The organism is Ruminococcus sp. J1101004sp1_RTP21198st1_B9_RTP21198_201120, assembly GCF_040924245.1.
In the GTDB taxonomy this organism is placed as follows: Bacteria; Bacillota; Clostridia; order Lachnospirales; family Lachnospiraceae; genus Blautia_A; species Blautia_A faecis.
This window is the reverse complement of sequence record NZ_JBCOMI010000036.1, coordinates 1-24254: the sequence shown is the minus strand read 5'-3', so window position 1 is coordinate 24254 and position 24254 is coordinate 1. Positions and strand designations below refer to the sequence as shown.

Genomic DNA, 24254 nt, shown 5'->3' with positions numbered 1-24254 from the left:
AAAATGGTAATTAAAAACGTTTCACTGGATATCGTTTGTGGCATCACCAGCAAACTGCCAGACACAGGAAGACCTGAAATTGCTTTTGCAGGGAAATCCAATGTGGGAAAATCCTCCCTCATTAACGGTCTGCTGAACCGAAAAGCGCTGGCAAGAACAAGTTCCCAGCCGGGAAAAACACAGACTATCAATTTTTATAATGTAAATGATTTTATGTACCTTGTGGATCTTCCAGGTTATGGATATGCCAAGGTTCCGGAGACCGAGAAGGCGAAGTGGGGAAAGATGATCGAGCGTTATCTTCATACCTCACAGACTCTGAAGGCAGTATTTCTCCTGATCGACATCCGGCACGATCCATCTGCAAATGATAAGCTGATGTATGACTGGATCGTAAATAACGGATACAATCCGATCATTATTGCAACCAAGCTGGATAAGCTGAAAAGAAGTCAGGTACAGAAGAATATTAAGGCTATCAAGGACGGACTGAAGCTGCGCCCGGGCAGTAAGATCATTCCTTTTTCCGCTGAGACAAAGCAGGGAAAAGATGAAATCTGGGCGTTAATGGACGAGTTGACCGGTGCAGTTCCGGCAGCTACGGACGAGCTGAAGGCCTGACAGACGAGGAAAAAGAATATGGGAATTATCAAGGCATTCAAGCTGGGATTTGACTATCTCAAGTATGATGAGGACGGCAATGTGGAAGCAACGCAGCGTGCTGTCAATGATGTAAACCTGGACATTGAAGCCGGCGATTTTGTGGCCGTTCTGGGGCACAATGGTTCCGGAAAATCCACATTGGCGAAGCAGATAAATGCATTGCTTATCCCTTCAGAGGGAACCATGTGGGTGGATGATATGGACACAGCCAAGGAGCCGGAGCTGTGGAAAATCCGCCAGAAAGCGGGGATGGTTTTTCAGAATCCGGACAACCAGATCATTGGTACGGTTGTGGAAGAGGATGTAGGCTTTGGTCCTGAGAATATGGGAGTACCTACAGACGAAATCTGGAAGCGTGTGGATGACAGTCTGAAAAAGACAGGAATGACCGCTTACCGTTATCAGTCTCCGAACAAGCTTTCCGGAGGCCAGAAACAAAGAGTTGCCATCGCAGGTGTTGTGGCGATGCGTCCAAGCTGTATTGTACTGGACGAGCCAACTGCAATGCTTGACCCGAATGGCAGGAAAGAAGTATTGAAAGCCGTTTCCGAGCTCAATAAAAAAGAAAATGTAACCGTTGTCCTCATTACCCATTATATGGAAGAAGTGATCCATGCCAACAAGGTTTATGTGATGGATGGTGGAAATGTGGTAATGCAGGGAACTCCAAGAGAAATTTTTTCCCAGGTAGAGACACTGAAGAAATACCGGCTGGATGTACCCCAGGTGACATTGCTCGCCCATGAGCTTCACAAGGCTGGCGTGGACATTCCGGAAGGAATACTGACGAAAGAGGAATTGGTGGGTGCATTATGTCGATAGAGCTTAAGAACGTGACCTATACTTACAGTCAGGGTACTGCTTATGAAAGCCACGCCCTGAAAGATATAAATCTTGTAATTCCGGATGGACAGTTCATTGGTGTGATTGGTCATACTGGAAGTGGAAAATCAACCTTGATCCAGCATTTTAATGCTTTGATCCAGCCTACAAGCGGTCAGATCCTTTATAATGGAGAAGACGTGTGGGCGGAGAATTATAACCGCCGGGCTCTTCGAAGTGAGGTGGGGCTGGTATTCCAGTACCCGGAGCACCAGCTGTTTGAGAATACAGTTCTGGCAGATGTTTGCTTTGGCCCTATGAATCAGGGACTTTCCAGGGAGCAGGCTGAGGAAGAGGCAAAAAAGGCCCTTGCCCATGTAGGTGTGAAGGAAGAGAATTTTACCAAGTCTCCTTTCGAGCTTTCAGGAGGCCAGAAGAAACGGGTTGCCATTGCAGGTGTTCTTGCAATGAACCCGAAGATCCTGATCCTGGATGAGCCTACTGCAGGGCTCGACCCACAGGGAAGAGATGACATTCTGGATCAGATTGCGGCTCTTCATAAGATGAGAGGGATTACCATTATCCTGGTTTCTCACAGCATGGAGGACATTGCCAAATATGTGGAACGCCTGATCGTTATGAACCATGGGGAAATGGTATTTGACGATACACCGAAGAATGTATTTTCCCATTATAAGGAACTGGAAGGAATGGGACTTGCGGCACCGCAGATCACCTATATCATGCATGCGCTTTCCGAAAATGGCCTGAATGTGGATACCACAGCTACCACTGTGGAGGAAGCCAGGGATACGATTCTGGAAGCTTTAAAGAAGCAGAAGCCTTCACTTCTTAAGAAGGGAGGCAGAAACAAATGATCAGAGATATTACCATTGGACAGTATTATCCGGCAGATTCAGTGATTCATAAGCTGGATCCAAGAACCAAACTGGTAGGAACCATTGGATTTATTGTATCTGTATTTTTGTTCCACACCTTCGCAGGATATGCAGTGGCTACTATATTTCTTGCAGGAATGATCCTTTTGTCCAAGGTTCCTGTGAAGTTTATTTTTAAAGGTCTGAAGACTATTTTCATGCTGCTTCTGATCACCATATTTTTTAATATGATTCTTACCCCTGGTGAGGTGGTATGGAAGCTGGGATTTATTAAGGTAACAAAGGAAGGTCTGGTGCTGGCAGGTACTATGGCGATCCGACTGGTTTATCTGGTGATCGGTTCTTCCATTATGACATTGACGACGACGCCTAACCAGCTGACTGATGGTCTGGAGCGTCTGCTCCGCCCGCTGAATAAGCTCCATGTACCAGTACATGATATTGCTATGATGATGTCGATCGCCCTACGTTTTATCCCTATTCTTCTGGAAGAAACGGATAAGATCATGAAAGCGCAGATCGCCCGCGGAGCTGATTTCGAGAATGGGAATCTGATCCAGAAGGCGAAGAACATGGTTCCCCTTCTGGTGCCGCTGTTTATTTCCGCATTCCGACGGGCAAATGATCTGGCCATGGCCATGGAAGCAAGATGCTATCATGGCGGCGATAACCGTACCCAGATGAAACCGCTTTGTTATAAAAAAAGAGATCATATGGCATATGTGATTTTGGCAGCGTATCTGGCTGTTGCAATTGGATTTAGGGCAGCTGGAATTTAAATCGACTGAACATCCATTTAAAAAGTTATAGTTCCCTCATCTGTATTCAGAGTCTTAAAATAGACTACGGATGCAGATGAGGGAATTTTCACAAGGAGAAAGATGATGAAACGAATTGGACTTGTTGTAGCATATGATGGAACGAATTATTGTGGCTGGCAGACACAGCCCAATGGAATTACAGTACAGGGAGTGTTGAATGATACACTTTCTGAGCTTCTGGGAGAAAAGATTGAAACGATTGGTGCCAGTCGTACAGATGCAGGCGTACACGCCCTTGGAAACGTAGCGGTATTTGACACCAACACCCGCATCCCGGGAGAGAAGATTTCTTATGCTCTGAACCAGCGTCTGCCGGAGGATATCCGGATTCAGATGTCTGAAGAAGTGGAACCGGACTTCCATCCAAGATACTGTGACAGTGAGAAAACATATGAATATCGCATTCTGAACCGCAAATTTCCGGTACCAACAGAGCGGCTTTATTCCTATTTCTATCATTACAAATTAGATGTGGACAAAATGAGAGAGGCAACATCCTACCTGATCGGAAGGCATGATTTTGCCAGTTTCTGCGGCTCCGGAGCCCAGGTGAAAACAACTATCCGTACAGTTACCGGAATTGAAGTTTTCCGTGATGGTGACATAGTTACGATTCGCGTTTCGGGAACTGGTTTCCTCTATAATATGGTCCGCATTATTTCCGGCACCTTGATTGAAATCGGAAATGGACAGTATCCACCGGAGCGCATGCAGAAAATCCTGGATGCCAAAGACCGTTCTGCTGCTGGTCCTACCGCACCGGCGCAGGGACTCACCCTGATGGGGATACAGTTCTTTGATTAATGAGTAACGTTGCTATTTAATGTGTTGAAAAGTTCTTCAGGAGGGACGCATTTGGACAACTTTCAACATATTAAATAGCAAATTTTCGAGATGCACCTTTCCAATACTTCTTTTTGGCATATCACTTCACACATTAAAAATGTCAATAGCACATAATTACAATCTAGCATAATTTCACAACAAAAATGTCCACCCCAGCACAATTTTGTGCATATCATAACACAAAAAATGAAAGAGCAATCCAAAATTAGTCCATTTTACACAGAGCATCGATATGATATTATAATCCCATCAAAAAGCTATAGAACATAGCAAATAAAAATGATACGGGAGGTTTTTTTCATGAAGAGAAAAGTAGCAATGGCAATGGTAGCAGCAATGGCAGTTGGTTCACTTGCAGTTCCAGTAATGGCAGAAGACGGAGCAGCTGGCGGAAAGATCGGTATTTCAATGCCTACACAGTCTCTGGAGCGTTGGAATCGTGATGGTTCCTATCTGCAGAAACAGTTCGAAGATGCTGGATACGAAGTAGAGCTTACATACTCTGACAACGAGACAGACCGTCAGGTAAACGATATTCAGAACCTGATTTCCGACGGAGTTAACCTGTTAGTTGTAGCAGCTATCGATGGCGAGGCTCTTAATACAGTTATGGATGAAGCAGCAGATGCAGGAATCCCAGTTATTTCCTATGACCGTCTGATCAAGTCTGACGCTGTTTCCTATTATATTTCTTTTGATAACTACACAGTAGGTACCCTTCAGGGACAGTACGTAGTAGATTCTCTGGATCTGGACAATGCTGGAGACAAGACATACAATATCGAGTTTACAGCTGGTGATCCTGCTGATAACAATGCCGGATACTTCTTCAATGGTGCATTTGATGTATTAAAACCATACATTGATGCAGGAACCTTAAATGTAGTTTCCGGACAGACTGATTTTGATTCTGTTGCAACACCTGCATGGGATACCCAGACAGCACTTGAAAGAATGCAGAACATTCTGGCATCCTACTATGCAGACGGAACACAGCTTGACGTAGCTCTTTGCTCCAACGACTCCACAGCACTTGGTGTAACACAGGCAATCGAGTCTGACTATGCTGGTGATAACACAGTTCTGATCACAGGACAGGATGGTGATGAAGCAAACCTTGCAAACATCGTTGACGGAAAACAGTCCATGACCGTTTACAAAGCAGTTGCTAATGAAGCAGTCGTAACACTTGACCTTGCAAAAGCAATGCTGGCTGGTGATACAGTTGATGAGTCCCTGATTGAAAAATCTGGTTGGGATTTCGAGTGTGCATATGATACAGAGTCCTATGAGACATCTGAAGGCAACAAATGCCCATCCTTCCTTCTGGTTCCTACAGTTGTAACAAAAGACAACCTTCAGGAAGCACTGGTTGACCCAGGATACTACACAATGGATGATGACGGATATCTTCATCCGGCAAACTAATGAAGGCTGAACGAAAACGTCATACAAATCAAAAATAAAGGTTTAAATGTGGGCGGGGTGAAAAGCCCCGCCTGTTTTATGGGAAAGGGGGCGCCATTTTGGCTGACAATATTTTAGTAATGGAACACATTACGAAGGAATTCCCCGGTGTCAAAGCTTTGGATAACGTTAACCTTAAAGTTCAGCGTGGCGAGATTCATGCGCTGATCGGTGAGAACGGTGCGGGAAAGTCCACATTGATGAACGTATTAAGTGGTCAGTATCCATACGGCAGCTATACTGGAACGGTTACCTACGAGGGTGAAGAGTGTAAGTTTAAAAAGCTTAATGACAGCGAGGCAAAAGGTATCGTTATTATTCACCAGGAGCTTGCATTGATCCCACTGCTTTCCATCGGTGAAAACATGTTTCTCGGAAACGAGATCAAAAATAAAAGAGGAGCCATCGACTGGGATAAAACATACAGCGAGGCTGAGAAACATATGGCTCAGGTAGGTCTTCATGAATCTGCCCAGACCCTGATCAAAGATATCGGAACCGGCAAACAGCAGCTGGTAGAAATTGCGAAAGCTTTTTCAAAAGATGTTAAACTGCTCATCCTGGATGAGCCGACTTCATCCCTGAATGATGAAGATGCAAAGATGCTTCTGGACCTGCTTATGGAATTTAAGAAACAGGGACTGACATCTATTATTATCACACACAAACTGAATGAGATCATTTACTGTGCAGACCGTTGTACCATTCTTCGAGACGGAAGCACAATCGAGACACTTACAAAAGGCGTGGATGACTTAAGCGAGGACAGGATCATCAAAGGAATGGTTGGACGTCCTATGGAAGATCGTTATCCGAAACGTGAGCACAATGTAAGTAAAGAAGTGATGCTGGAGGTAAAGAACTGGACGGTTCATCATCCTCTGTATCCGGAAAAAATAGTAGACGACAATATTTCCTTTAAAGTACATAAAGGTGAGGTTGTTGGTTTCTCAGGACTGCAGGGTGCAGGCCGTACAGAGCTGGCAATGTCCATCTTCGGTAAGAGCTATGGAAGTGCAATTTCCGGAGAATTGTACATAAAGGGTGAAAAAGTAGATTTGAAAGATCCTCGTGCAGCCATCCAGCATGGTCTTGCATATGTAACTGAGGACCGTAAGACAAACGGACTGATCCTTGATGAGTCCATTCGTTTCAATACAACTCTTGCCCGTCTGAACAAAGTCTGTGATAATGGAATTATCAACACGGACCTTGAGGTACAGCTGGCGGAGCAGATGACAAAAGAAATGGGAACGAAAACACCTTCCAATGAGCAGCGTATTGGTAACCTGTCTGGTGGTAACCAGCAGAAAGCCCTTCTTGGAAAGTGGATGTTCACAGAACCAGATATTTTGATTCTGGATGAGCCTACCCGTGGTATCGACGTAGGTGCAAAATATGATATTTACTGTCTGATCAATCAGATGGTGGAACAGGGAAAATCTGTAATCATGATTTCCTCAGAAATGCCTGAAATCCTTGGTATGTGCGACCGGATTTATATCATGAATGAAGGTAAAATGGCCGGAGAACTGGATGCGAAAGAAGCTACCCAGGAAGGCATCATGGCACATATCATGCAGAATCAGAAGAAATAATGAAGGGGGAAAACAAAATGAATGCAAAAATAAAAGACTTTTTAAGAAAATATACGATGGTTATTGCACTTGTAATCGTATTTATCCTGTTCTGTGCTCTGACTGATGGACGACTTCTTTTCGCACAGAACATGTCAAACCTTATGCTCCAGAACGGATACGTACTGGTTCTTGCATGTGGTATGTTACTCTGTATCTTAACTGGTGGTAACATCGATCTTTCTGTTGGATCTGTTATCTGCTTCGTTGGTGGTGTTGCAGCTGTCCTGATCGGCAGCAAGGGCTTCAATCCATTTATCACCATTCTCCTTTGCCTGGTAATCGGCCTTCTGGTTGGTGTATGGCAGGGCTACTGGATTGGTTATAAGAGAATTCCTCCATTTATCACAACACTTGCCGGCATGTTCATTTTCCGTGGATTTGGACGTCTGGTACTGGATAATAAGACAGTATCTATCCAGAACAAATCTTTCCTGAATGTATTTACATCCTACATTAACATTCCGGGACTTGATGATGGAAAGAAATATTCTGCACTGATCGTTGGTGTTCTGATCGCATGCTATATTATTTTCTCTACCATGCGTTCCAGAGCAAACAAAGCGAAAAAAGGTTATCGCCAGAATACAGCAGCTTCTGATTACAGCAGAGCAGCCGTGATTGCAGTTGTTATTCTGTGGTATTGCTACAAATTATATCAGTATAAAGGTATTTCCGTAATGCTTGTATGGGTAGTTGCAATCTGCATGATCTACAACTTCATCACATCCAAGACAGCGTTTGGACGTTACTTCTACGCAATCGGCGGTAACGAGAAAGCAACACAGCTTTCCGGTATCGATACAAATAAGGTTTATTTCATTGCATATACAAACATGGGCTTACTTGCTGGCCTTGCAGGTCTTCTCTGCGCAGCACGTGTAGGTTCTGTAAATGGTAGTACAGGTACATCCTTCGAGATGGATGCAATCGGTTCCTGTTTCATCGGTGGTGCTTCTGCATACGGTGGAAGTGGTACTGTAGGTGGTGTTGTAATCGGTGCTCTTCTCCTTGGTGTTATCAACATGGGTATGTCAATCATGGGTATCGGTGATTCCTGGCAGTATGTTGTAAAAGGTGCCGTACTTCTGATCGCAGTTGTATTTGATGTTATCTCTAATAGAAAATCCAACTAAATAATTGCCAAAAAACTGCTGAGAGTGCAGTAAACAGTAATCAGAAAGGAGCTGTTGCAGAAATGCAATGGCTTCTTTTGCATATAGCATGCAAATATGGTAAACTGTAGATGTTTGAAAGCATATTTATTTTATAATAAAATGGCGGTTTGCCTACAGGCAAAAGCGCGGGCAATAAAGGAACTTATTAATTATGAAAAAATCCACATTGACTGTTTTTTTTATTATAGTAGGCTGTATGTTATTTCTCTCTGGAATCTGGATTTATTTCCAGAAAAAACTGGATCAGGTGGATCTTGGTGAAGGCGAGGGTGCATCCAGCTACGCAAAACATTATCTGATGATAGCAGGAGCGGAAAATACCCTGATGTGGGATTCTATCTATGAAAGCGCCAGCCAGGCGGCAAAGGATGCAGATGCTTATCTGGAATTGATCGAGCCCGGGCACGATTCCAATTATAATCAGGCGGATTATCTGCGTATTGGAATTGCCTCCCAGGTGGACGGGATCATTCTGGAAGCTGATGGAAGCGATGAAGAGCAGGAACTGATCCAGGAAGCCTCAGATGCGGATATTCCGGTAGTTACGGTGCTGACAGATGATTCCTCCAGTGCCAGAATCAGCTTTGTTGGACTGAATAGTTATCAGCTGGGAAATGCTTACACGGAACAGATCCTTGGACTTTTAAAGGAACATGAGAATACGCAGGTCCTTCTTTTGGCAAATTCCCAGTCCAAGACACAGGAGACCAATCTGATCTATTACCAGATTAAAAAAGAACTGGAGAAAAAAAAGAAGGATTATCAGACCGTAACGATTTCAGAATACAACATTGACAGCAGCTCTGGCTTTGATACAGAGGAATTTGTCCGGGATATTTTTGTAAGCGAGGAGAACCTGCCAGATGTGCTGGTGTGCATGGACGAGGTTGTGACAGAGTGCGTTTACCAGGCTCTGGTTGACTATAACCAGGTTGGAAATGTGGATGTAGTTGGTTTTTATTATTCCGATGTAATTCTGGATGGTATCAGCAAAGGGATTATTTCTTCAGCTATCGCTCTGGATATGGATGAAATCGGAAGATACAGCGTGAATGCCCTGGAAGAGTTTTCCTCCCTGGGACATACCAGCAATTATTACAGTGTGGGACAGCATGTGATCACCAGAAGCAATGTTGGGACTTACAGAACGGAGGGGGATTAAGTGAGAGAGAGAAAAGGAAGCCTTTCCGTCCAGAATTCCATACAGACAAGATTAAGCTTTGTTATGGCCCTTGTCATGGTGTTTGTAGTATGCATCAATTTTTTTATCTTTGAACAGATCCATACCGGTGTAGACCGGATTGATGCTGTTTTTTCCAGCAATGCAGCGATTAATGATCTCTCGGATACCTTAAACAAGCTGGAAGGAACGGTTTACGAATATCTGAATATAAAGGGAACCAAGGCTCTGGAAAATTACTATCGCTATGAGCAGGATTACCGGGAGCTTCTGGATAAGCTGAATGACCGGAATGTGGACAATGAAGTAAAAATGCTGGAAAAAAATATACGCAGAATGTCAGAAAGCTATCTGAATCAGACCAGCGAGACTGTTCAGGCCAAGCGAGGCAGAAATATTGAGAAGTACAAGGCTTCTTATGAAAAAGAACTGCAGCTTTATAAATATATCAATTCTTATATTTACAAGCTGAATAATCTGCGTTTCCGGATGAATTCCTCCAATTACCAGCTCCTGCTTTCTTCTATGGATGTACTGTATCGGCTGGCGTTGGTGGTTATTTTCATTGTGGCAGCAGTAGGCGTGGCTATTATCATTCTGTTTGTGCAATCCATGATCCGGCCGCTGACCCAGCTTTCCAGTACTGCTCATGAGGTTGCCCTGGGAAATCTGAATGTGCCAATTCTGCCTGTTGTCTGCGAGGATGAGGTTGGCGTGGTAACACGGAGCTTTAATCAGATGCTGGACAGCATACGCATTCATATTAAACAACAGCGTGAAAGTATAGAGAAGCAGGCTCAGATGAAGGAGAGGGAGCTTCTTATGGAGACCCATCTGAAGGAAGCACAGCTGAAGTATCTTCAGGCTCAGATCAATCCTCATTTCCTGTTTAACTGTCTGAATGCTGGTGCCCAGCTTGCCATGCTGGAGGATGCAGAGCGTACTGGTGTTTTTCTGGAAAAGATGGCAGACTTTTTTCGATATAATGTACGGAAAATGGAGGATGACGCACTTCTCTGGGAAGAGGTGGATGCAGTTGACAATTATATTTATATTTTAAATGTCCGATTTGCCGGAGATATCAATTATGAAAAAGATGTGGATGAGGGAATCGGGAATTTCAGGATTCCAAGTATGATTTTGCAGCCTCTGGTGGAAAATGCAGTGCAACATGGAATCCACGACTGTATGGAAACTGGAAAAATCAGAATGTCTATTCACAAGGATGGAGATGATCTGGAAATCACAGTCAGTGATAATGGCGCCGGAATGACACAGGAGATGATCAGGTCTGTTATGGCAGGGAAAGCACGAAATAATGGAGAGGACCGTTATTCTACAGGTATAGCAGTAGGAAATGTAATTGACAGATTGGAACTGTATTATAAACAAAAAGGTCTTCTTACCATAGAAAGTGATGGTCTGGGACTTGGAACCAGTGTGCATATCACCTTACCGGTGGAGGTTGAAGGTACCAGTGAATGAGTAAAAAGTGATAGCACGGAGTATGCTGCAATGAGCAGTGAACAGAGGCTGAATAAAGGGGAGCAAAAAAATGTACCGTATTCTGATAGCAGATGATGAAGGACTTATGCTGGAGGCTTTTAAAGGAGTGATTCTGGCTGAATTCGGAGATAAATGCAGTGTGGAAACTGCGAAAACAGGAAGGGCGGTAATCGAGAAGGCGGAGACTTTTCACCCGGATATTGTGTTTATGGATATTCACATGCCTGGAATTAACGGAATCCAGGCCATGCGGGAAATCCGGAAGTTCAACAATTCCGCCTTGTTTTATGTGGTTTCCGCATATGACAAATTTGATTACGCTAAAGAAGCCATTAATCTTGGTGTGGAACAGTATCTTACGAAACCGATTTCGAAAAGTAAGATTATTTCTGTGGTGGAAGAAGCGACAGCAAAGGTGGATAAGGTGCGTGATCAGAGAAGTAATCTGTTGAAAATCCAGGAAAAGCTGGAGACAGTTATCCCGGTTGTGGAATCTGGTTATGTAAATTCTCTTCTTTTCCAGAAAGAGATGGCAGCAGCAGATTATTACCAGCAGCTTCTTGATATTGAATACAGCCAGGGTTATGTTATGGTGGTGCAGTTTGGACAAAGCTATGAAAATGGAAGACTGGTAAGCCCGGTTGGAATGAATGTGAAAGCCCAGAGCTTTTATCCGGAATTCCGGGATGTGGTGAAGTCTGCTTTTCCTTGTGTGGTTGGAAATATTATGTCCAATCGTATCCCTGTAGTAGTACCTTGTGAAATTTTTCAGAATCCTTATGAAGACCGCATTGATCTGGTGGAAAAGGCAAGAGAACTGGTGGCAAGGCTGGAAGGCAGACTGGATGCAAAATTCCGTGTGGGAATTGGAAGAGTATGGGAAATGGAAGAGCTTGAGAGATCTTACCGTGAAGCACTCCGGGCATTAAACGGAAGCCTGAGCCGGGTAATTCATATAGAGGATCTTTCCCAGAATGGTGTCTATGACGAGGCTTTTCCCGGCAATGATGAGAAGCGGATGTTCCGCTGCCTTGAGGAAGGAAATGAAGAGGGTATGCTCCAGGAGGTGAACTTCTTCTGTGACTGGATGGTGGAGCATTATTCACAGGATATGAATAATATCCGCCTGAAAATACTGGAGTTTATTATCTGGGGAGAGAAGATTGCTTTTGAAAGCGGCGCGATCAATTATGGATTTAGTTACCGCAGAGACTATTTGGATACTGCCATGTCGCTTTCTACTTATGAGGATCTTCGTAAATGGTTTCAGGAAAAGATGGTAAATGTATGCCGGGCAATCCGGGATCAGAAGGAAGATCAGTCTAATTCCGCGGTAAAGAAGGCCATGCTTTATATTCAGGAAAATTACAGCAGGGATATTTCTCTGGATGATGTATCCAGCCAGGTGAATATCAGTCCTTATTATTTCAGCAAGATTTTTAAGGAGGAGACTGGGGAGAATTTTATTGAGTATCTGACCAGAGTCCGGATCGATAAAGCCAAAGAGCTTCTGGTGGATGAAAATGTGAGCGTAAAGGAAGCGGGAATCCAGAGCGGCTATTCAGATCCAAATTATTTCAGCAGGATTTTTAAGAAGCAGATGGATATGACTCCAAGTGAGTATAAAGCGAGGTATGGAAAATGAGAAAGTGTCGTTGGCTGATCTTGTCGCTGGTTTTGATCCTGGCAGCTGCATTGGCAGCAGGCTGCGGAAGTAAGCCTCAGGAGCCGCAGAAGGAAGAAGCAAAAGAGGAAGATAAGCTGCAGATCGGGCTTAGCTTTGACTCTTTTGTAATTGAGAGATGGCTGCGGGACCGGGATATGTTTGTTTCTACTGCCCAGAGCCTTGGGGCTGAGGTGAATGTGCAGGTGGCCGGAGGCGTTGTGGAAGAGCAGATCTCCCAGATAGAGTATTTCATTAAGAAAAAGATGGATGTGATCGTGGTGATCCCTATTGATGGAAATGCTCTGTATGATGTGCTGAAGGAAGCCCGGGAAATGGGGATTTATATAATCTGCTATGACCGCATTGTGGAAAATGTTAATGCAGATCTGTATATTACCATTGATAATGAAAAGGTTGGAACCCTTATGGGAGAGGCGCTGATCCAGGCTTGTCCGGAGGGAGGAAATATTTTTGCCATCAATGGATCTCCTACAGACAGAAATGTGGATGAAGTTGTGAGGGGGTTCAATAAAGCCATTGAAGGCAGTAATCTGAATGTGGTTTATACGGAATATTGCGATAACTGGATGGCAGAGCTGGCCGGAAATTATGTGACTCAGGGGTTGGAAGTTACAAAAGATATTGTAGGAGTGATGTGCGGAAATGATGATCTGGCAAGTCAGGCAGTGAAGGTATTGTCGGAGAACCGGCTGGCCGGGAAGGTTGCTGTGGTGGCCCAGGATGCGGATCTGGCAGCCTGTCAGAGGATTGTGGAAGGTACACAGGAAATGACCGTCTATAAGCCTATTGAACAGGAAGCGAATACGGCGGCTGAGTTCGCAGTGGCGCTTGGCAAAGGAGAGGATATTACTTCCGGAGAAGGGGAATACAAGGCAGTAGAAACCTTCAATGACGGGACATATGACATTCCTTATTATAAAATCGATCCAATAGCGGTGACGGCGGAAAATATGGATAAGGTGATCATTGACGGGGGATTTCATACGAGAGAGGATGTCTATTTGAATATTCGATAAGGAAAGGTGCTTCAAAGCGGACGCAGTGCGGACGAAATAACAAAAAGACTGATTTTTCATGCAGCTGCATGAAGAACCAGAGCGTGTTTGAAAAATCATTCCCGCAATCTGCACGCCCCACTTTGCGGTATATTTTGCCCGAATTCGGTTGCCGTAGCCCGCTACGGCGCCCTCATCCGGACAAAATCTCCCACAAATTGTGACGCACATCTTGCAGAAAGCCTTTTTCAAACACGCTCTAGTCTTTTTGTATGGGGAAAAGAATTTTTTATGAATATACTCTGTCGATTTGAATCACGGCACAATAGTTGCCATCATCCATATTGCGGATGCGTTCTTTGAGGAGATTTGTGATCTCCACGTTGGTGAGTTTGCATTCGAAAGGAACCGCTACGTCGAAGATCAGGTTTGTGTGGGTAGGACCTTCTACTATGCGAAAATCGTGAATGGAAAGACGGCGGTCCAGATTGCGGGTGATTTCTTCAATCTGGCTGCGCATTTCATTGACCTCCTTGTTGTCTGTGACAATGGGATCAATGTGGATGGTGGCAGAACAATTCAGTTTGTCCTGAAGCTCATGCTCAATGTTATCAATCTCATCATGGATGATCAGCAGATCTCCGTGGGCGGGAACCTCAGCGTGGAGGGAAAGAATCAGTCTGCCTGGACCGTAGTCATGGACAATCAGGTCATGCATGCCGTGGACAAGGGGATGGGCAAGAACGATTTCTTCAATTTCTTCTACTAAATTTTTTTCCGGGGCTTGTCCGAGAAGGGGATCAATGGTATCCTTCATTGTAGTGGTTCCGGTATAGAAGATAAAAATGCCCACCAGGACACCGAACCATCCGTCCAGCACCAGTCCGGTAAGCTGACTGATGATGGTTGCCAGAAGAACCAGGCTGGTGGAAACTGTGTCACTTAAACTGTCTCCGGCTGTAGCCTGCATGGCAGTACTGTCGATTTTGTGACCGATAGTGCGGTTATAGTAGTACATATATATTTTTACCAGAATAGATGCAATAAGGATAGCAATAATAACCGGGCTGCATTCAATGGGCTCCGGGGTGCGGATCTTGTCAATGGAGGAGCGGATCAGCTCGAAGCCCATGATCAGAATCGCAACTGAGACAAGAAGTCCGGAGATATATTCCATGCGTCCATGTCCAAAGGGATGCTCTGTATCCGGTTTTTGTCCGGAGAGCTTGAAGCCCACCAGAGTGATCACAGAGGAGCCTGCATCCGATAAGTTGTTGAAGGCATCCGCCGTGATGGCAATAGAGCCGCTTAGGATTCCGGCAAGCCATTTTCCTATAAAAAGAAAAATGTTCAAGGCAATTCCCATAGCTCCGCAGAGCATGCCATAAGACTGGCGAACCTGGGGGGAGTTGTAGTCTTTGTAATTTTTGATGAAAAAATGGGATAAAAATGTTATCATGAAAACTTCACCTCAAATAAAAGTAACTGTTCAGTTCTCTTACAGTTACGCGCTTTGTGATGCACAGAAAGGCGAACCCTCCTGCGGCACTTCCACAGCTGTCTCCTGGGGCTTTCATAGTGAAAATGCCTCGCGGAATAGTATTTGCTGAATAGTTATCTGAAAAAATAAAATAGTTACTGTGTATCCTGTGAATACATTCTTTTTAATGTAGCACATTGCGGAGAAAAATACCAGAGAAAATTTATAAAAAACGCTTGACAGAGAAAATTTATAAAATGCCTGATTAAAGTGTGTATAAATTGTTGTTCCAAAAGACACCTGTTGTGGATGGGCGTGTATAAGGTGGATGCAGCAAGCGGGCTTTGTGGAAAAGCTGATCAGCAATCCAGGAAGAATGTGGAAAACTTTTTGAAAAAAAGATGGAAATATGGGGAAAAAGTGGTTGACAGAAACGGAGGCTTATAATATAATAACTCAATGTGACGTAGTGCGAGATACTTTAGCCAATAGCCCCGGCGACGGTATTTATCAGCGGTTTCGGACATTTCCGCAGTAATTGCACCATCGTTTCCATATTACTAACATATGCGAGAATTCGCATTTATACAAACAATCGTTGATAAATAACAGGAGGTAAAACCATGCAGACTTATATGGCTAATCCAGATAAAATCGAGAGAAAATGGTATGTAGTTGACGCTGAAGGTTGCACCCTTGGCCGTCTGGCTTCTGGCGTAGCAAGCGTTTTAAGAGGAAAGAACAAACCTCAGTTTACACCACACGTTGACACAGGTGATTATGTAATCGTTGTTAACGCTGACAAGATCAAAGTTACAGGAAAGAAAATGGATCAGAAGATCTACTACAATCACTCTGATTATGTAGGTGGAATGAAAGAGACTACATTAAAAGAGATGATGGCTAAGAAACCTGAGAAAGTTGTTGAGCTGGCAGTTAAAGGTATGCTTCCAAAAGGACCATTAGGAAGAGAAATGTATACAAAACTTTTCGTTTATGCCGGACCTGAACACAAACATGCGGCTCAGAAACCGGAAGTTTTAACATTTTAATTAGGAGGTAGAAAACATTGGCTAGCGCAAAATTCTACGGAACAGGAAGAAGAAAAAAATCAGTAGCAAGAGTTTACCTTACCCCAGGTACTGGTAAAATCACTATCAATAAAAGAGACATTGATGAGTATTTTGGATTAGACACACTTAAAGTTATCGTTCGTCAGCCACTGGCTGCTACCGAGACAGAAGGAAAATTTGATGTACTTGTAAACGTACACGGTGGCGGATACACAGGACAGGCTGGTGCTATCAGACATGGTATCTCCAGAGCACTCCTTGAGGCAGACAAAGAGTACAGACCAGTTCTTAAAGCAGCTGGATTCCTTACTCGTGATCCTCGTATGAAAGAGCGTAAGAAATACGGTCTCAAAGCAGCTCGTCGCGCTCCACAGTTCAGCAAGCGATAATCGACTGCTCAGACTATATCAAAATGGTTCAAAAACCCCGGAAAATCAAGGCTTTCCGGGGTTTTCTTATACCTAAACGGGCTGATATAGTTTGACCTCATTTGACCAAACGAGAGCCGTTTTCACCCAATTTTTAGTGGTTAAGAAAAAGAAACTGAAAAAGAAGCTGAGCGAATATCTGAAAAGAGGAAAAGCAGTAGCGAGACCACTTGCAGTTACAATTAAAAGAGTAAACGAGATTGTACGAGAGTGGATAAATTATTTCAGAATTCAGGATTGGATGTATGGGTAAATGATGCGAATATAATCTGGAATGAAAAGAAGCAGGACAATGGGAAATGAGACCCAATGCCCTGCTTCTTGGTTATTTGGAATGAACGGTAGTGTATTTCTGGTTTTTGCTTTTGGGTTTGTCTGGAAACATCATTTCAAGTTTACCAGAAGATAATAAAGGCTTGAGGTAATATTTGCTGAAGTGAGAACGGCTGGAAACATCAATATATGCTTGCATTTCATCTCGACTTTTAGGATTTGCACAAAATTCCAATAGCAAGTTTTGCTTGCTGATCACAGATGTATCATGTGCGGCATCATGTGCGGCATCATGTACGGAAGCACCGCACATGTTGTAGTTTACATTTTTCAAGATGACTCTGAAATCTGTCGCTGTTGAGGAAAATTCAGGCTTATATGCCGCTGTGTATCCAGGCAGCTTTTTAGTTTCACTGACGATTTTGCGCAGACCACTTCCACGGCGTTCCATGTACTTCATGCGGTGGAACAGGTCAGCAATCACAGGGTTTCGTCGCATCGAACGAATACTGTAAATATCGTATTCTTTATCGTCCAGCGCATCATCAAAGATAGAGCCTTTTTCCAAGCCATTTCACCGGGTACAGAACATACGGGAGTTATAAACCGTGTGCTGATCGGTCATGAGTTTTCCGGCATTGGTCAGGAGTCCATTTTTATCAGTCAAACCAAAGGAAACATAATCGGATGGCTCAAAGCGGAGACCGGTCCGTTCCAGATAGGTTGCTTCCAGAAGTGTAAAGCTGTAATCCTTTTTGCCGCGTCTGTTGTTAGGGTATCAAAGGACTGATTGGTTCCCTTTAAGATCAATTCATTCACAATGTAATCAGGGGCAATTACGCTTTCATTTCCAACACGGATATATGCCTCCATCACGCCGTCTGCCTTGTAATAATATGGGGTGCTGCGGCCGGGAGAAACCTCCAGAGCTAATAGATTTTTACCATCTTCCTGTAATGGTTTTAAGATAAACTGAGGTAATGGTGTGATACGTTCTTTGATTAAGCGACTGATCGCTTCAGCATCCTTTTGAACATCGGACAAGCCAATAGGTTTCCTGTCATCAGAGATTCCGAAAAAAAGAGTTCCGCCGATTCCATTAGAAAAGGAACTGACACTTTTTAACCAGCTTTTGGGTTTCTTTATTTCAAGTGCAACTTTGAAATCACATTCGGTTGCTTCAGCAATTAGCTGTTCTATCATAAAATCCCTCCTTTGAGGTATTGGTAGTTTCTTTATATTAATATTATACCCATAAGGAGAGTTTATTTCAACGATAGGCACAAAGAGTTCAGAGAAAATATTTTGAGAGGAGGGCTTTTTATGGCAACTACAAGAATCATGCCGCTTCATGTCGGCAAAAGCCGCACAGAGAGTCGGGCGATCAGTGACATCATCGACTATGTGGCCAATCCAAAGAAAACAGATAACGGCAGGCTCATTACCGGCTATGCGTGTGACAGCCGGACTGCGGATGCGGAGTTCCTTCTGGCAAAGCGGCAGTACATTGCCGCTACCGGACGAGTGCGTGGCGCGGATGATGTGATTGCCTATCATGTGCGCCAGTCCTTCCGCCCCGGTGAGATTACCCCGGAAGAAGCAAACCGGCTGGGCGTAGAATTTGCAAAGCGTTTTACTAAAGGCAATCATGCCTTTGTAGTCTGCACTCACATAGACAAGTCGCACATTCATAATCACATTATCTGGTCATCGGTCAGCTTAGAATATGACCGGAAGTTCCGAAACTTTTGGGGCAGCACCAAGGCGGTTCGTCGGCTAAGTGACACCATCTGTATTGAGAATGGACTGTCAATTGTAGAGAATCCGAAACCTCACGGAAAGAGCTATAACAAATGGCTGAGCGATCAGGCAAAGCCCTCTCACCGAGAGCTGCTTCGTGTGGTGATTGACAACGCATTATCACAAAGTCCTGCTGACTTTGAAGAACTGCTGAAGCTGTTGCAAGAGTATGGTTGTGAAGTCTCAAAGCGCGGAAAATCGTATCGACTGAAGCTCTCTGGTTGGGAGAAAGCCGCCCGCATGGACAGTCTGGGCGAAGGATATGGATTGGAGGATTTGCAGTCAGTTCTCTCAGGGAAGAAAGCCCATACCCTACGAAAGAAAACAGTCACACAGACAGAGCCGCCGAAGGTCACAGTTCCTACGTGGTCACTGACCCGAAAGGCGATATCGTAATCGACTGCGGACAAGCCCTTTTGAAGAACGGATATAGTATCCGGCTGTGGAATGACCTTATTATATTGGTAAACAAGTATGATTGTTCTGGTTGTGGACCTGATTTAATAGGCGAATCATTGCTTAATAAATAAGAACGAAATATAATATAGCTTAGAGATGAACAGATACGACTAATATATCAAGGGGTTTCTTAACTTGCCAAAATTCAGCCCCAAGATATTGCAATCTGTGAGAAATTAGGAAAATCTTAATGTTTTCTCATGAAATAATAAGGATGTGCTGTGTTTGACTTTGATAATATAATAATATATACTCTTTGAAGGGAGAATGATTTCATGTCTAATAAAATATTAGTAGTCGATGACGAAACAGAAATTGCGGATTTAATAGAAGTCTATTTGAAAAACGAAAACTACACTGTATTCAAATTTTATACGGCCCAAGAAGCCCTTAACTGCATTGAAACAACCCCCATTGATCTTGCAATTTTGGATATTATGCTTCCTGACATAGATGGATTCACTCTATGCAAGAAAATCAGGGAACATCATACCTACCCCATCATCATGCTGACAGCCAAAGATGCTGAGACTGATAAAATTACCGGCCTTACTCTTGGAGCGGATGATTACATTACAAAGCCGTTTCGCCCTCTGGAGATGATTGCACGGGTAAAGTCTCAGCTTCGCCGGTATCAAAAGTACAATCCTGCTCATTCTGATACCGGTGAAACCTCGTCTGCCGCATCAGAAGATAATCTTGTTTGCGGTTCCTTGACAATGAATATCAAGGCACATACCTGCTTTTTGGGGGAAACGCCCTTGGTGCTGACACCTACGGAGTTTTCGATCCTGCGTATTCTTCTGGAAAATACCGGGAATGTAGTCAGTTCAGAAGATTTGTTTCACAAAATCTGGCAGGACGAGTATTACAGCAAATCCAACAACACCATCACCGTTCATATCCGCCACCTGCGGGAGAAAATGGGAGATAGTATGGACAAGCCCAGATTCATTAAGACGATATGGGGGGTAGGATATAAAATTGAAAGTTGATAAAAAAGACGAATACTTTGCTTTTCAATCAAAACTCATTCGACGAGTTTGCATGAATGTCATTACCTCTATCGTTGTGGTGGTGGGGCTGTATCTTTTCATCTGGAAACAGCGAATTGGCGATCTGATTGTATGGATTCTGGAAACCGTATTCGACATGAAGCATGAAGCAGCATTTTATTATTACAGTGACCATTTTCGAGGTAATAAAGAAATTTTTTTCGCTGTGGCCGTTCTTCTAATATTTACAGTCCTCATGGTACGAATTTTCCGGTGGGTTACCGGCTATTTCAGAGAGGTCAATCAAGGGATAGAGTCATTGCTGGCAGACGATGAAAAGCAAATCCAGTTGTCACCGGAAATGCTGCCATTTGAGCGGAAGCTAAACTCTGTAAAACAAACTTTAGCAGAACGAAAAATGGAAACCGCTTTGGCTGAACAGCGGAAAGACGAATTGGTTATGTACCTGGCCCATGATATTCGGACCCCACTCACATCTGTAATTGGATACCTCAATCTGTTGGAGGAAGATCCGAATATGCCCCCTGAGCAGAGGGCTGCGCGGGTTCATATCGTGTTGGAAAAAGCCTACCGACTGGAGACGATGGTAAATGAATTCTTTGAGATCACAAAATATAAATCTCAGAAAATCACCTTGTCCAAGGAAACCATCGACCTTTATTATATGCTGGTCCAACTATCGGATGAATTGTCTCCTGTTTTGGCTCCCAGGGGAAACACCGTTACCCTGCATCTTGACGAGAATTTGACCATCGAAGCCGATCCGGAAAAGCTGGCACGGGTATTCAACAACATTCTGAAAAATGCCGCATCGTATAGCTTCCCACATACCGAGATTGTGATCTCCGCAGAAAAATTGGAACATGAAGTCATCATTCGGTTTCAGAACAGCGGCGAAGATATTCCAAATGAGGCATTGGCGTCTCTTTTCAATAAATTCTACCGGGTAGATCAGTCTCGTTCCTCTGATACAGGCGGCACAGGGCTTGGATTAGCCATAGCAAAGGAGATCGTCACGCTGCATGGCGGGGCAATCAGCGCATCCAGCAAAAATCATGTGGTTACATTTACAGTCTCTTTGCCGTTGTCAAATTAGCAATTTCTTTGCATTTTCTTAGGAGTCAATCAACTTCTTATTAAAACAATCTATGCTCTTGTCCAGTAGAATGATACTGACAGGAGCATGGATTTGCTCTTTTATGAAACAAATCACCGAAAGGAGCGAAATGATGGGAAGGATACTCCGCTGACTGTTACAGAACAGCATACACATGGAATCGACCTTCACCGCAATACGCCCGGCATTCCCCAAGGAATTGACGCGGCGGTGGCGGAAGGCCGGCTGGATTTGAAGGTCAAAAACAACACCGCCTACACATTTCAAATCCAGATTTCTGTTGACAAATATCATATGAGAGGGAAAGTGTTGTCCGATGCAAAGCTGCGGACCGCCGCTGGATAGAACATAAGTAAAATCTCCCCCTTACATTAGGATTTTCTTAGGAAATAAACAACTTCATATTAAAGTTCCAAGCGCCGCTGTTTAGTACAATAAATGCTGACAGGGGCGCTTTTGTTTCCCTTCAGAAAGGAGGCTTTATATGATGGAAGAAAAAATGCTGCCTGTTCCCAATGAAGGTCATCGCCGGAGGCAAAAGCAGCGGCGGAGGCGCTTTCCTTGGGGAAGTATTGCCACAGTCATTCTGGTCGTGGCTGTTTGTGTATATGCGTTCACATTGTTTGGAGATAAAGAATCGTCTGAAAATTCCCAAGTAAACGACACCACAACGCAGGGGCCTGATGATGTGCAAGTTGGCCTTTGGGATGAAAGCTCACCCCAAAACACGCAGACAGCAAATGATGACACCGACTGGAACTTGATGTTGGTAAACTATGAAAACGCGATCCCTGAAAACTACGAGCCAAAACTGGTAGAGGTGCCCGGCGGTGAGAAAGTAGATGAACGCATCTATGATCCTCTCATGGAGATGTTGGAAGCAGCAAAGGAAGGAAATTTGGATCAACTACCTATGGTCGTATCCGGTTACCGCACGCAGAAAAAGCAGCAGCAGCTCTATGACGACAAAGTGGCTGGATACCGCAAAGAGGGAAATTCCCAGAGCGAAGCGGAGGAACTGGCAAAGCAATGGGTATCTGTTCCCGGATACAGTGAACATCAAATTGGTTTAGCCGTGGACATCAACGGAGCCATCTATGATCTTTATTTCTGGCTGCAAGAAAACAGCTACAAATACGGTTTTATCTTCCGTTACCCTGGAGATAAAACCGACATCGCGGGCGTTGCCGAGGAAGTATGGCATTATCGGTATGTTGGCGTTGAGGCCGCCACAGAGATGTATGAAAAAGGGCTGTGCTTGGAGGAATATTTGGCAGAAAGGCAGGCAGAGCAATGAAAAGATTGAAAATCGCTGTTTTGTTTGGCGGCTGTTCCCCGGAGTATAGCGTGTCCCTCCAGTCCGCAGCCGCTGTGCTTCAGAATATGGACAGCAGCAAGTATGAAGCGGTAATGGTCGGCATTCCTTGCGCTCTGTCGTGTAATCATGGAAAAGTATTGATAAACGGCTACGAAGCACCAATAATTGGACGCATCTGTATGGATCAAAAGATAGTCGATATTACGGATTTACCAGATGTGAAAAGCGGTGATATTGCTGTCTTCATAGGAAAATCAGGCCAGTATGAAATCACGGCCTATGACCTTGCAGAAGCAAGTGGGACAATTACCAACGAACTGTTAAGTCGCTTAGGTAGCCGCTTAAACAGAATGATAGTTTAACTTATAGAATGTAATTATCTGCCGCACGACGGCAAAAGAAAAAAAGCCGTCGTGCAGCAATCGTTTTCCCATGTCAAATTAAACACTCGACGGCTTTGAACAACAACCAAAGCTGTCGTTTTGTTTTTTGAAGGAGTGTGATATACAGAGCGGCGGCCAGTAGAGGTAGTCGCCATGATAGCGGTATTTAGACAGGGCAATATGGCCTTTTCATCAAAAAAATCTTTGCTAATACCCTAACTTGTTCCGCCCCATTTCGGCTCACCCGTCAACTGGACCTGTGAACCGAAATGGAGGTACATAATGCAGAAAATCAATCTTCGGGAGCTGTATCCCGATATTTACAAAAAAGACACTTATTTGGAAGTAACCGATGAAGTGCAGGCGGTGTTCCTGGCCGACAAACGAGCGGAAGCACGCTACCTACGCCAGATGTATAACTACAAAGCGCACTACTCCCTGGACTGCGACAATGGCATTGAGAAGGCCATTGTGCAGCACCCGCCGACCCCGGAAGAAATCCTGGAGGACAAGCAGCTCCGCGATCAGCTCTACGCTGCGGTGATGGAGCTGCCGGACAAGCAGGCCAAGTGGATTTATGCCCGGTTCTACTTAGGCATGACCGTCAAAGAAATTGCCCAGGCAGAAGATGTTGATCTCAGCTGGGTATATAAGAGCATAAAGCGCGGTTTGAAATGCCTGGGAAAAAATTTCAAAAACCTTAATTAACATGGCCAAAATGTCGCCGTTTTCTTCACTACCATTAGAAGGACAACTTATCACCTTCATTGGTACATTGACAACTGAATAGACGGCATTTTTGGTACATAGCCCATGTACGAGCGAATCAGGCGCGCCGCCAAGAAGGACAAGCCAAGGAGGTGATGAACGGGCTGTCCTGAGCGATCAACGCAAGCCTAAAGCCCGGAGGTGGCACTTCGGGGCGCAGTGACTGCATGGGGGCTTAAAGATACTTCCTCACGGCCCGCCAAAGATTTTTTGGGGGGAACCCTGCGGCGCACGAGTAAAACGACGCTGCGGAGTTATGACAGCCGCGCCAGCGGAGACCAGGAATGTCCCTATCGTCAGGGGTGCGTGGCAAATGTGGCGAGTAAATTTTTCAAAGTCAGATACCATGGGGCTGTCTATTTGATATGCTCCCTTCTAGGTAGACAAGTGAAATAATAAAAACTTGTCACTTAGGAGGGAGCATATTTTATGTCTAAA

The 24254-nt window shown here is 44.2% G+C and carries 24 protein-coding genes and 3 pseudogenes; 24 read left to right on the top strand and 3 right to left on the bottom strand.

Features of this window, described 5'->3' with window-relative positions:
• Nucleotides 1-3: 3 nt before the first annotated feature.
• From yihA to AB5618_RS18280, 13 genes are all read left to right on the top strand, one after another.
• Nucleotides 4-621 (top strand): ribosome biogenesis GTP-binding protein YihA/YsxC, encoded by a 618-nt coding sequence (yihA, locus tag AB5618_RS18340; protein ID WP_118582717.1) that lies wholly within the window; start codon nucleotides 4-6, stop codon nucleotides 619-621.
• Nucleotides 622-639: 18 nt separating this feature from the next.
• Nucleotides 640-1485, top strand: a complete 846-nt coding sequence (locus AB5618_RS18335) for an energy-coupling factor transporter ATPase (protein WP_118582720.1) — start codon at nucleotides 640-642, stop codon at nucleotides 1483-1485.
• Nucleotides 1476-2363, top strand: a complete 888-nt coding sequence (locus AB5618_RS18330) for an energy-coupling factor transporter ATPase (protein WP_173770239.1) — start codon at nucleotides 1476-1478, stop codon at nucleotides 2361-2363. Before AB5618_RS18335 ends, AB5618_RS18330 begins: the two co-directional genes overlap by 10 nt.
• Nucleotides 2360-3163, top strand: coding sequence for an energy-coupling factor transporter transmembrane protein EcfT (locus AB5618_RS18325; protein ID WP_118582725.1), 804 nt, complete (start codon nucleotides 2360-2362; stop codon nucleotides 3161-3163). The genes AB5618_RS18330 and AB5618_RS18325 overlap by 4 nt, the downstream gene beginning before the upstream one ends.
• Nucleotides 3164-3265: 102 nt before the next feature.
• Nucleotides 3266-4009 (top strand): tRNA pseudouridine(38-40) synthase TruA, encoded by a 744-nt coding sequence (gene truA / locus AB5618_RS18320; RefSeq protein ID WP_330382759.1) that lies wholly within the window; start codon nucleotides 3266-3268, stop codon nucleotides 4007-4009.
• A 342-nt stretch (nucleotides 4010-4351) separates the two neighbouring features.
• The gene (locus tag AB5618_RS18315) at nucleotides 4352-5479 is read left to right on the top strand and encodes a sugar-binding protein (RefSeq protein ID WP_148461696.1); all 1128 of its coding nucleotides are present in this window, start codon (nucleotides 4352-4354) and stop codon (nucleotides 5477-5479) included.
• Nucleotides 5480-5577: 98 nt separating this feature from the next.
• Nucleotides 5578-7116, top strand: coding sequence for a sugar ABC transporter ATP-binding protein (locus AB5618_RS18310; RefSeq protein ID WP_148461695.1), 1539 nt, complete (start codon nucleotides 5578-5580; stop codon nucleotides 7114-7116).
• 17 nt (nucleotides 7117-7133) lie between these two features.
• On the top strand, nucleotides 7134-8291 hold the full coding sequence (locus AB5618_RS18305) for a sugar ABC transporter permease (protein WP_148461694.1): 1158 nt from the start codon (nucleotides 7134-7136) through the stop codon (nucleotides 8289-8291).
• A 193-nt stretch (nucleotides 8292-8484) separates the two neighbouring features.
• On the top strand, nucleotides 8485-9495 hold the full coding sequence (locus tag AB5618_RS18300) for a substrate-binding domain-containing protein (RefSeq protein WP_148461693.1): 1011 nt from the start codon (nucleotides 8485-8487) through the stop codon (nucleotides 9493-9495).
• The gene (locus tag AB5618_RS18295; protein WP_173717153.1) at nucleotides 9496-10998 is read left to right on the top strand and encodes a sensor histidine kinase; all 1503 of its coding nucleotides are present in this window, start codon (nucleotides 9496-9498) and stop codon (nucleotides 10996-10998) included.
• A 70-nt stretch (nucleotides 10999-11068) separates the two neighbouring features.
• On the top strand, nucleotides 11069-12664 hold the full coding sequence (locus tag AB5618_RS18290; RefSeq protein ID WP_173717154.1) for a response regulator: 1596 nt from the start codon (nucleotides 11069-11071) through the stop codon (nucleotides 12662-12664).
• Nucleotides 12661-13722, top strand: coding sequence for a sugar ABC transporter substrate-binding protein (locus tag AB5618_RS18285; RefSeq protein WP_368366956.1), 1062 nt, complete (start codon nucleotides 12661-12663; stop codon nucleotides 13720-13722). The genes AB5618_RS18290 and AB5618_RS18285 overlap by 4 nt, the downstream gene beginning before the upstream one ends.
• A gap of 87 nt (nucleotides 13723-13809) precedes the next feature.
• Nucleotides 13810-14064 (top strand): DUF6783 domain-containing protein, encoded by a 255-nt coding sequence (locus tag AB5618_RS18280; protein WP_334298031.1) that lies wholly within the window; start codon nucleotides 13810-13812, stop codon nucleotides 14062-14064.
• Here the strand turns inward: AB5618_RS18280 and AB5618_RS18275 are convergent.
• Nucleotides 13991-15160: a cation diffusion facilitator family transporter gene (locus AB5618_RS18275; protein ID WP_173736417.1), complete on the bottom strand. Its 1170-nt coding sequence runs from the start codon at nucleotides 15158-15160 to the stop codon at nucleotides 13991-13993. The two genes, AB5618_RS18280 and AB5618_RS18275, sit on opposite strands and share 74 nt — an antisense overlap.
• Before the next feature lie 644 nt (nucleotides 15161-15804).
• On the opposite strand from AB5618_RS18275, the gene rplM reads away from it, so the two are divergent.
• From rplM to AB5618_RS18260, 3 genes are all read left to right on the top strand, one after another.
• Nucleotides 15805-16233, top strand: a complete 429-nt coding sequence (gene rplM, locus AB5618_RS18270; protein ID WP_117853326.1) for a 50S ribosomal protein L13 — start codon at nucleotides 15805-15807, stop codon at nucleotides 16231-16233.
• A 17-nt stretch (nucleotides 16234-16250) separates the two neighbouring features.
• Nucleotides 16251-16643 carry a 30S ribosomal protein S9 gene (rpsI, locus tag AB5618_RS18265; protein ID WP_118580486.1) on the top strand — a complete coding sequence of 131 codons (393 nt, stop codon included), beginning with the start codon at nucleotides 16251-16253 and terminating at the stop codon, nucleotides 16641-16643.
• A 136-nt stretch (nucleotides 16644-16779) separates the two neighbouring features.
• Nucleotides 16780-16935 carry a group II intron maturase-specific domain-containing protein gene (locus tag AB5618_RS18260; RefSeq protein WP_330604912.1) on the top strand — a complete coding sequence of 52 codons (156 nt, stop codon included), beginning with the start codon at nucleotides 16780-16782 and terminating at the stop codon, nucleotides 16933-16935.
• A 72-nt stretch (nucleotides 16936-17007) separates the two neighbouring features.
• On the opposite strand, the gene AB5618_RS18255 is transcribed toward AB5618_RS18260, so the two are convergent.
• Entirely contained in the window at nucleotides 17008-17523 is a 516-nt protein-coding gene (locus AB5618_RS18255; RefSeq protein WP_330604911.1) for a Fic family protein, read from the bottom strand.
• Between the two features lie 95 nt (nucleotides 17524-17618).
• Nucleotides 17619-18158 carry an ATP-binding protein gene (locus AB5618_RS18250; RefSeq protein WP_330604910.1) on the bottom strand — a complete coding sequence of 180 codons (540 nt, stop codon included), beginning with the start codon at nucleotides 18156-18158 and terminating at the stop codon, nucleotides 17619-17621.
• A gap of 120 nt (nucleotides 18159-18278) precedes the next feature.
• On the opposite strand from AB5618_RS18250, the pseudogene AB5618_RS18245 reads away from it, so the two are divergent.
• From AB5618_RS18245 to AB5618_RS18210, 8 genes and pseudogenes are all read left to right on the top strand, one after another.
• Nucleotides 18279-19109, top strand: a pseudogene (locus AB5618_RS18245) (relaxase/mobilization nuclease domain-containing protein); the annotation flags it as partial.
• A 380-nt stretch (nucleotides 19110-19489) separates the two neighbouring features.
• Nucleotides 19490-20209, top strand: coding sequence for a VanR-ABDEGLN family response regulator transcription factor (gene vanR, locus AB5618_RS18240; RefSeq protein ID WP_118582214.1), 720 nt, complete (start codon nucleotides 19490-19492; stop codon nucleotides 20207-20209).
• Complete coding sequence (locus AB5618_RS18235) at nucleotides 20199-21326, top strand: cell wall metabolism sensor histidine kinase WalK (protein WP_118582217.1); 1128 nt, start codon at nucleotides 20199-20201, stop codon at nucleotides 21324-21326. Before vanR ends, AB5618_RS18235 begins: the two co-directional genes overlap by 11 nt.
• Before the next feature lie 93 nt (nucleotides 21327-21419).
• A complete protein-coding gene (locus AB5618_RS18230) occupies nucleotides 21420-21692 on the top strand; it encodes a VanW family protein (protein ID WP_226815363.1) in 273 nt (90 codons plus the stop codon).
• Between the two features lie 154 nt (nucleotides 21693-21846).
• Entirely contained in the window at nucleotides 21847-22644 is a 798-nt protein-coding gene (locus AB5618_RS18225; protein WP_173736425.1) for a D-alanyl-D-alanine carboxypeptidase family protein, read from the top strand.
• Nucleotides 22641-22760: pseudogene (locus AB5618_RS18220) on the top strand (D-alanine--(R)-lactate ligase); the annotation flags it as partial. The gene AB5618_RS18225 and the pseudogene AB5618_RS18220, both read left to right, overlap by 4 nt.
• Before the next feature lie 3 nt (nucleotides 22761-22763).
• Nucleotides 22764-23027: pseudogene (locus tag AB5618_RS18215) on the top strand (alanine racemase C-terminal domain-containing protein); the annotation flags it as partial.
• Nucleotides 23028-23330: 303 nt separating this feature from the next.
• Nucleotides 23331-23756 carry an RNA polymerase sigma factor gene (locus AB5618_RS18210; protein ID WP_173719582.1) on the top strand — a complete coding sequence of 142 codons (426 nt, stop codon included), beginning with the start codon at nucleotides 23331-23333 and terminating at the stop codon, nucleotides 23754-23756.
• Nucleotides 23757-24254: the final 498 nt, after the last annotated feature.

Excerpts from the sequence above, each read along its gene's own strand:
- AB5618_RS18305 (WP_148461694.1), top strand. The coding sequence starts at position 7,134 with ATGAATGCAAAAATAAAAGACTTTTTAAGAAAATATACGATGGTTATT.
- truA (WP_330382759.1), top strand. The coding sequence starts at position 3,266 with ATGATGAAACGAATTGGACTTGTTGTAGCATATGATGGAACGAATTAT.
- AB5618_RS18335 (WP_118582720.1), top strand. The coding sequence starts at position 640 with ATGGGAATTATCAAGGCATTCAAGCTGGGATTTGACTATCTCAAGTAT.
- yihA (WP_118582717.1), top strand. The coding sequence starts at position 4 with ATGGTAATTAAAAACGTTTCACTGGATATCGTTTGTGGCATCACCAGC.
- vanR (WP_118582214.1), top strand. The coding sequence starts at position 19,490 with ATGTCTAATAAAATATTAGTAGTCGATGACGAAACAGAAATTGCGGAT.
- AB5618_RS18225 (WP_173736425.1), top strand. The coding sequence starts at position 21,847 with ATGCTGCCTGTTCCCAATGAAGGTCATCGCCGGAGGCAAAAGCAGCGG.
- AB5618_RS18325 (WP_118582725.1), top strand. The coding sequence starts at position 2,360 with ATGATCAGAGATATTACCATTGGACAGTATTATCCGGCAGATTCAGTG.
- AB5618_RS18250 (WP_330604910.1), bottom strand. The coding sequence starts at position 18,158 with ATGATAGAACAGCTAATTGCTGAAGCAACCGAATGTGATTTCAAAGTT.
- AB5618_RS18315 (WP_148461696.1), top strand. The coding sequence starts at position 4,352 with ATGAAGAGAAAAGTAGCAATGGCAATGGTAGCAGCAATGGCAGTTGGT.
- AB5618_RS18290 (WP_173717154.1), top strand. The coding sequence starts at position 11,069 with ATGTACCGTATTCTGATAGCAGATGATGAAGGACTTATGCTGGAGGCT.
- AB5618_RS18285 (WP_368366956.1), top strand. The coding sequence starts at position 12,661 with ATGAGAAAGTGTCGTTGGCTGATCTTGTCGCTGGTTTTGATCCTGGCA.
- AB5618_RS18330 (WP_173770239.1), top strand. The coding sequence starts at position 1,476 with ATGTCGATAGAGCTTAAGAACGTGACCTATACTTACAGTCAGGGTACT.
- AB5618_RS18275 (WP_173736417.1), bottom strand. The coding sequence starts at position 15,160 with ATGATAACATTTTTATCCCATTTTTTCATCAAAAATTACAAAGACTAC.
- AB5618_RS18300 (WP_148461693.1), top strand. The coding sequence starts at position 8,485 with ATGAAAAAATCCACATTGACTGTTTTTTTTATTATAGTAGGCTGTATG.
- rplM (WP_117853326.1), top strand. The coding sequence starts at position 15,805 with ATGCAGACTTATATGGCTAATCCAGATAAAATCGAGAGAAAATGGTAT.
- AB5618_RS18210 (WP_173719582.1), top strand. The coding sequence starts at position 23,331 with ATGCAGAAAATCAATCTTCGGGAGCTGTATCCCGATATTTACAAAAAA.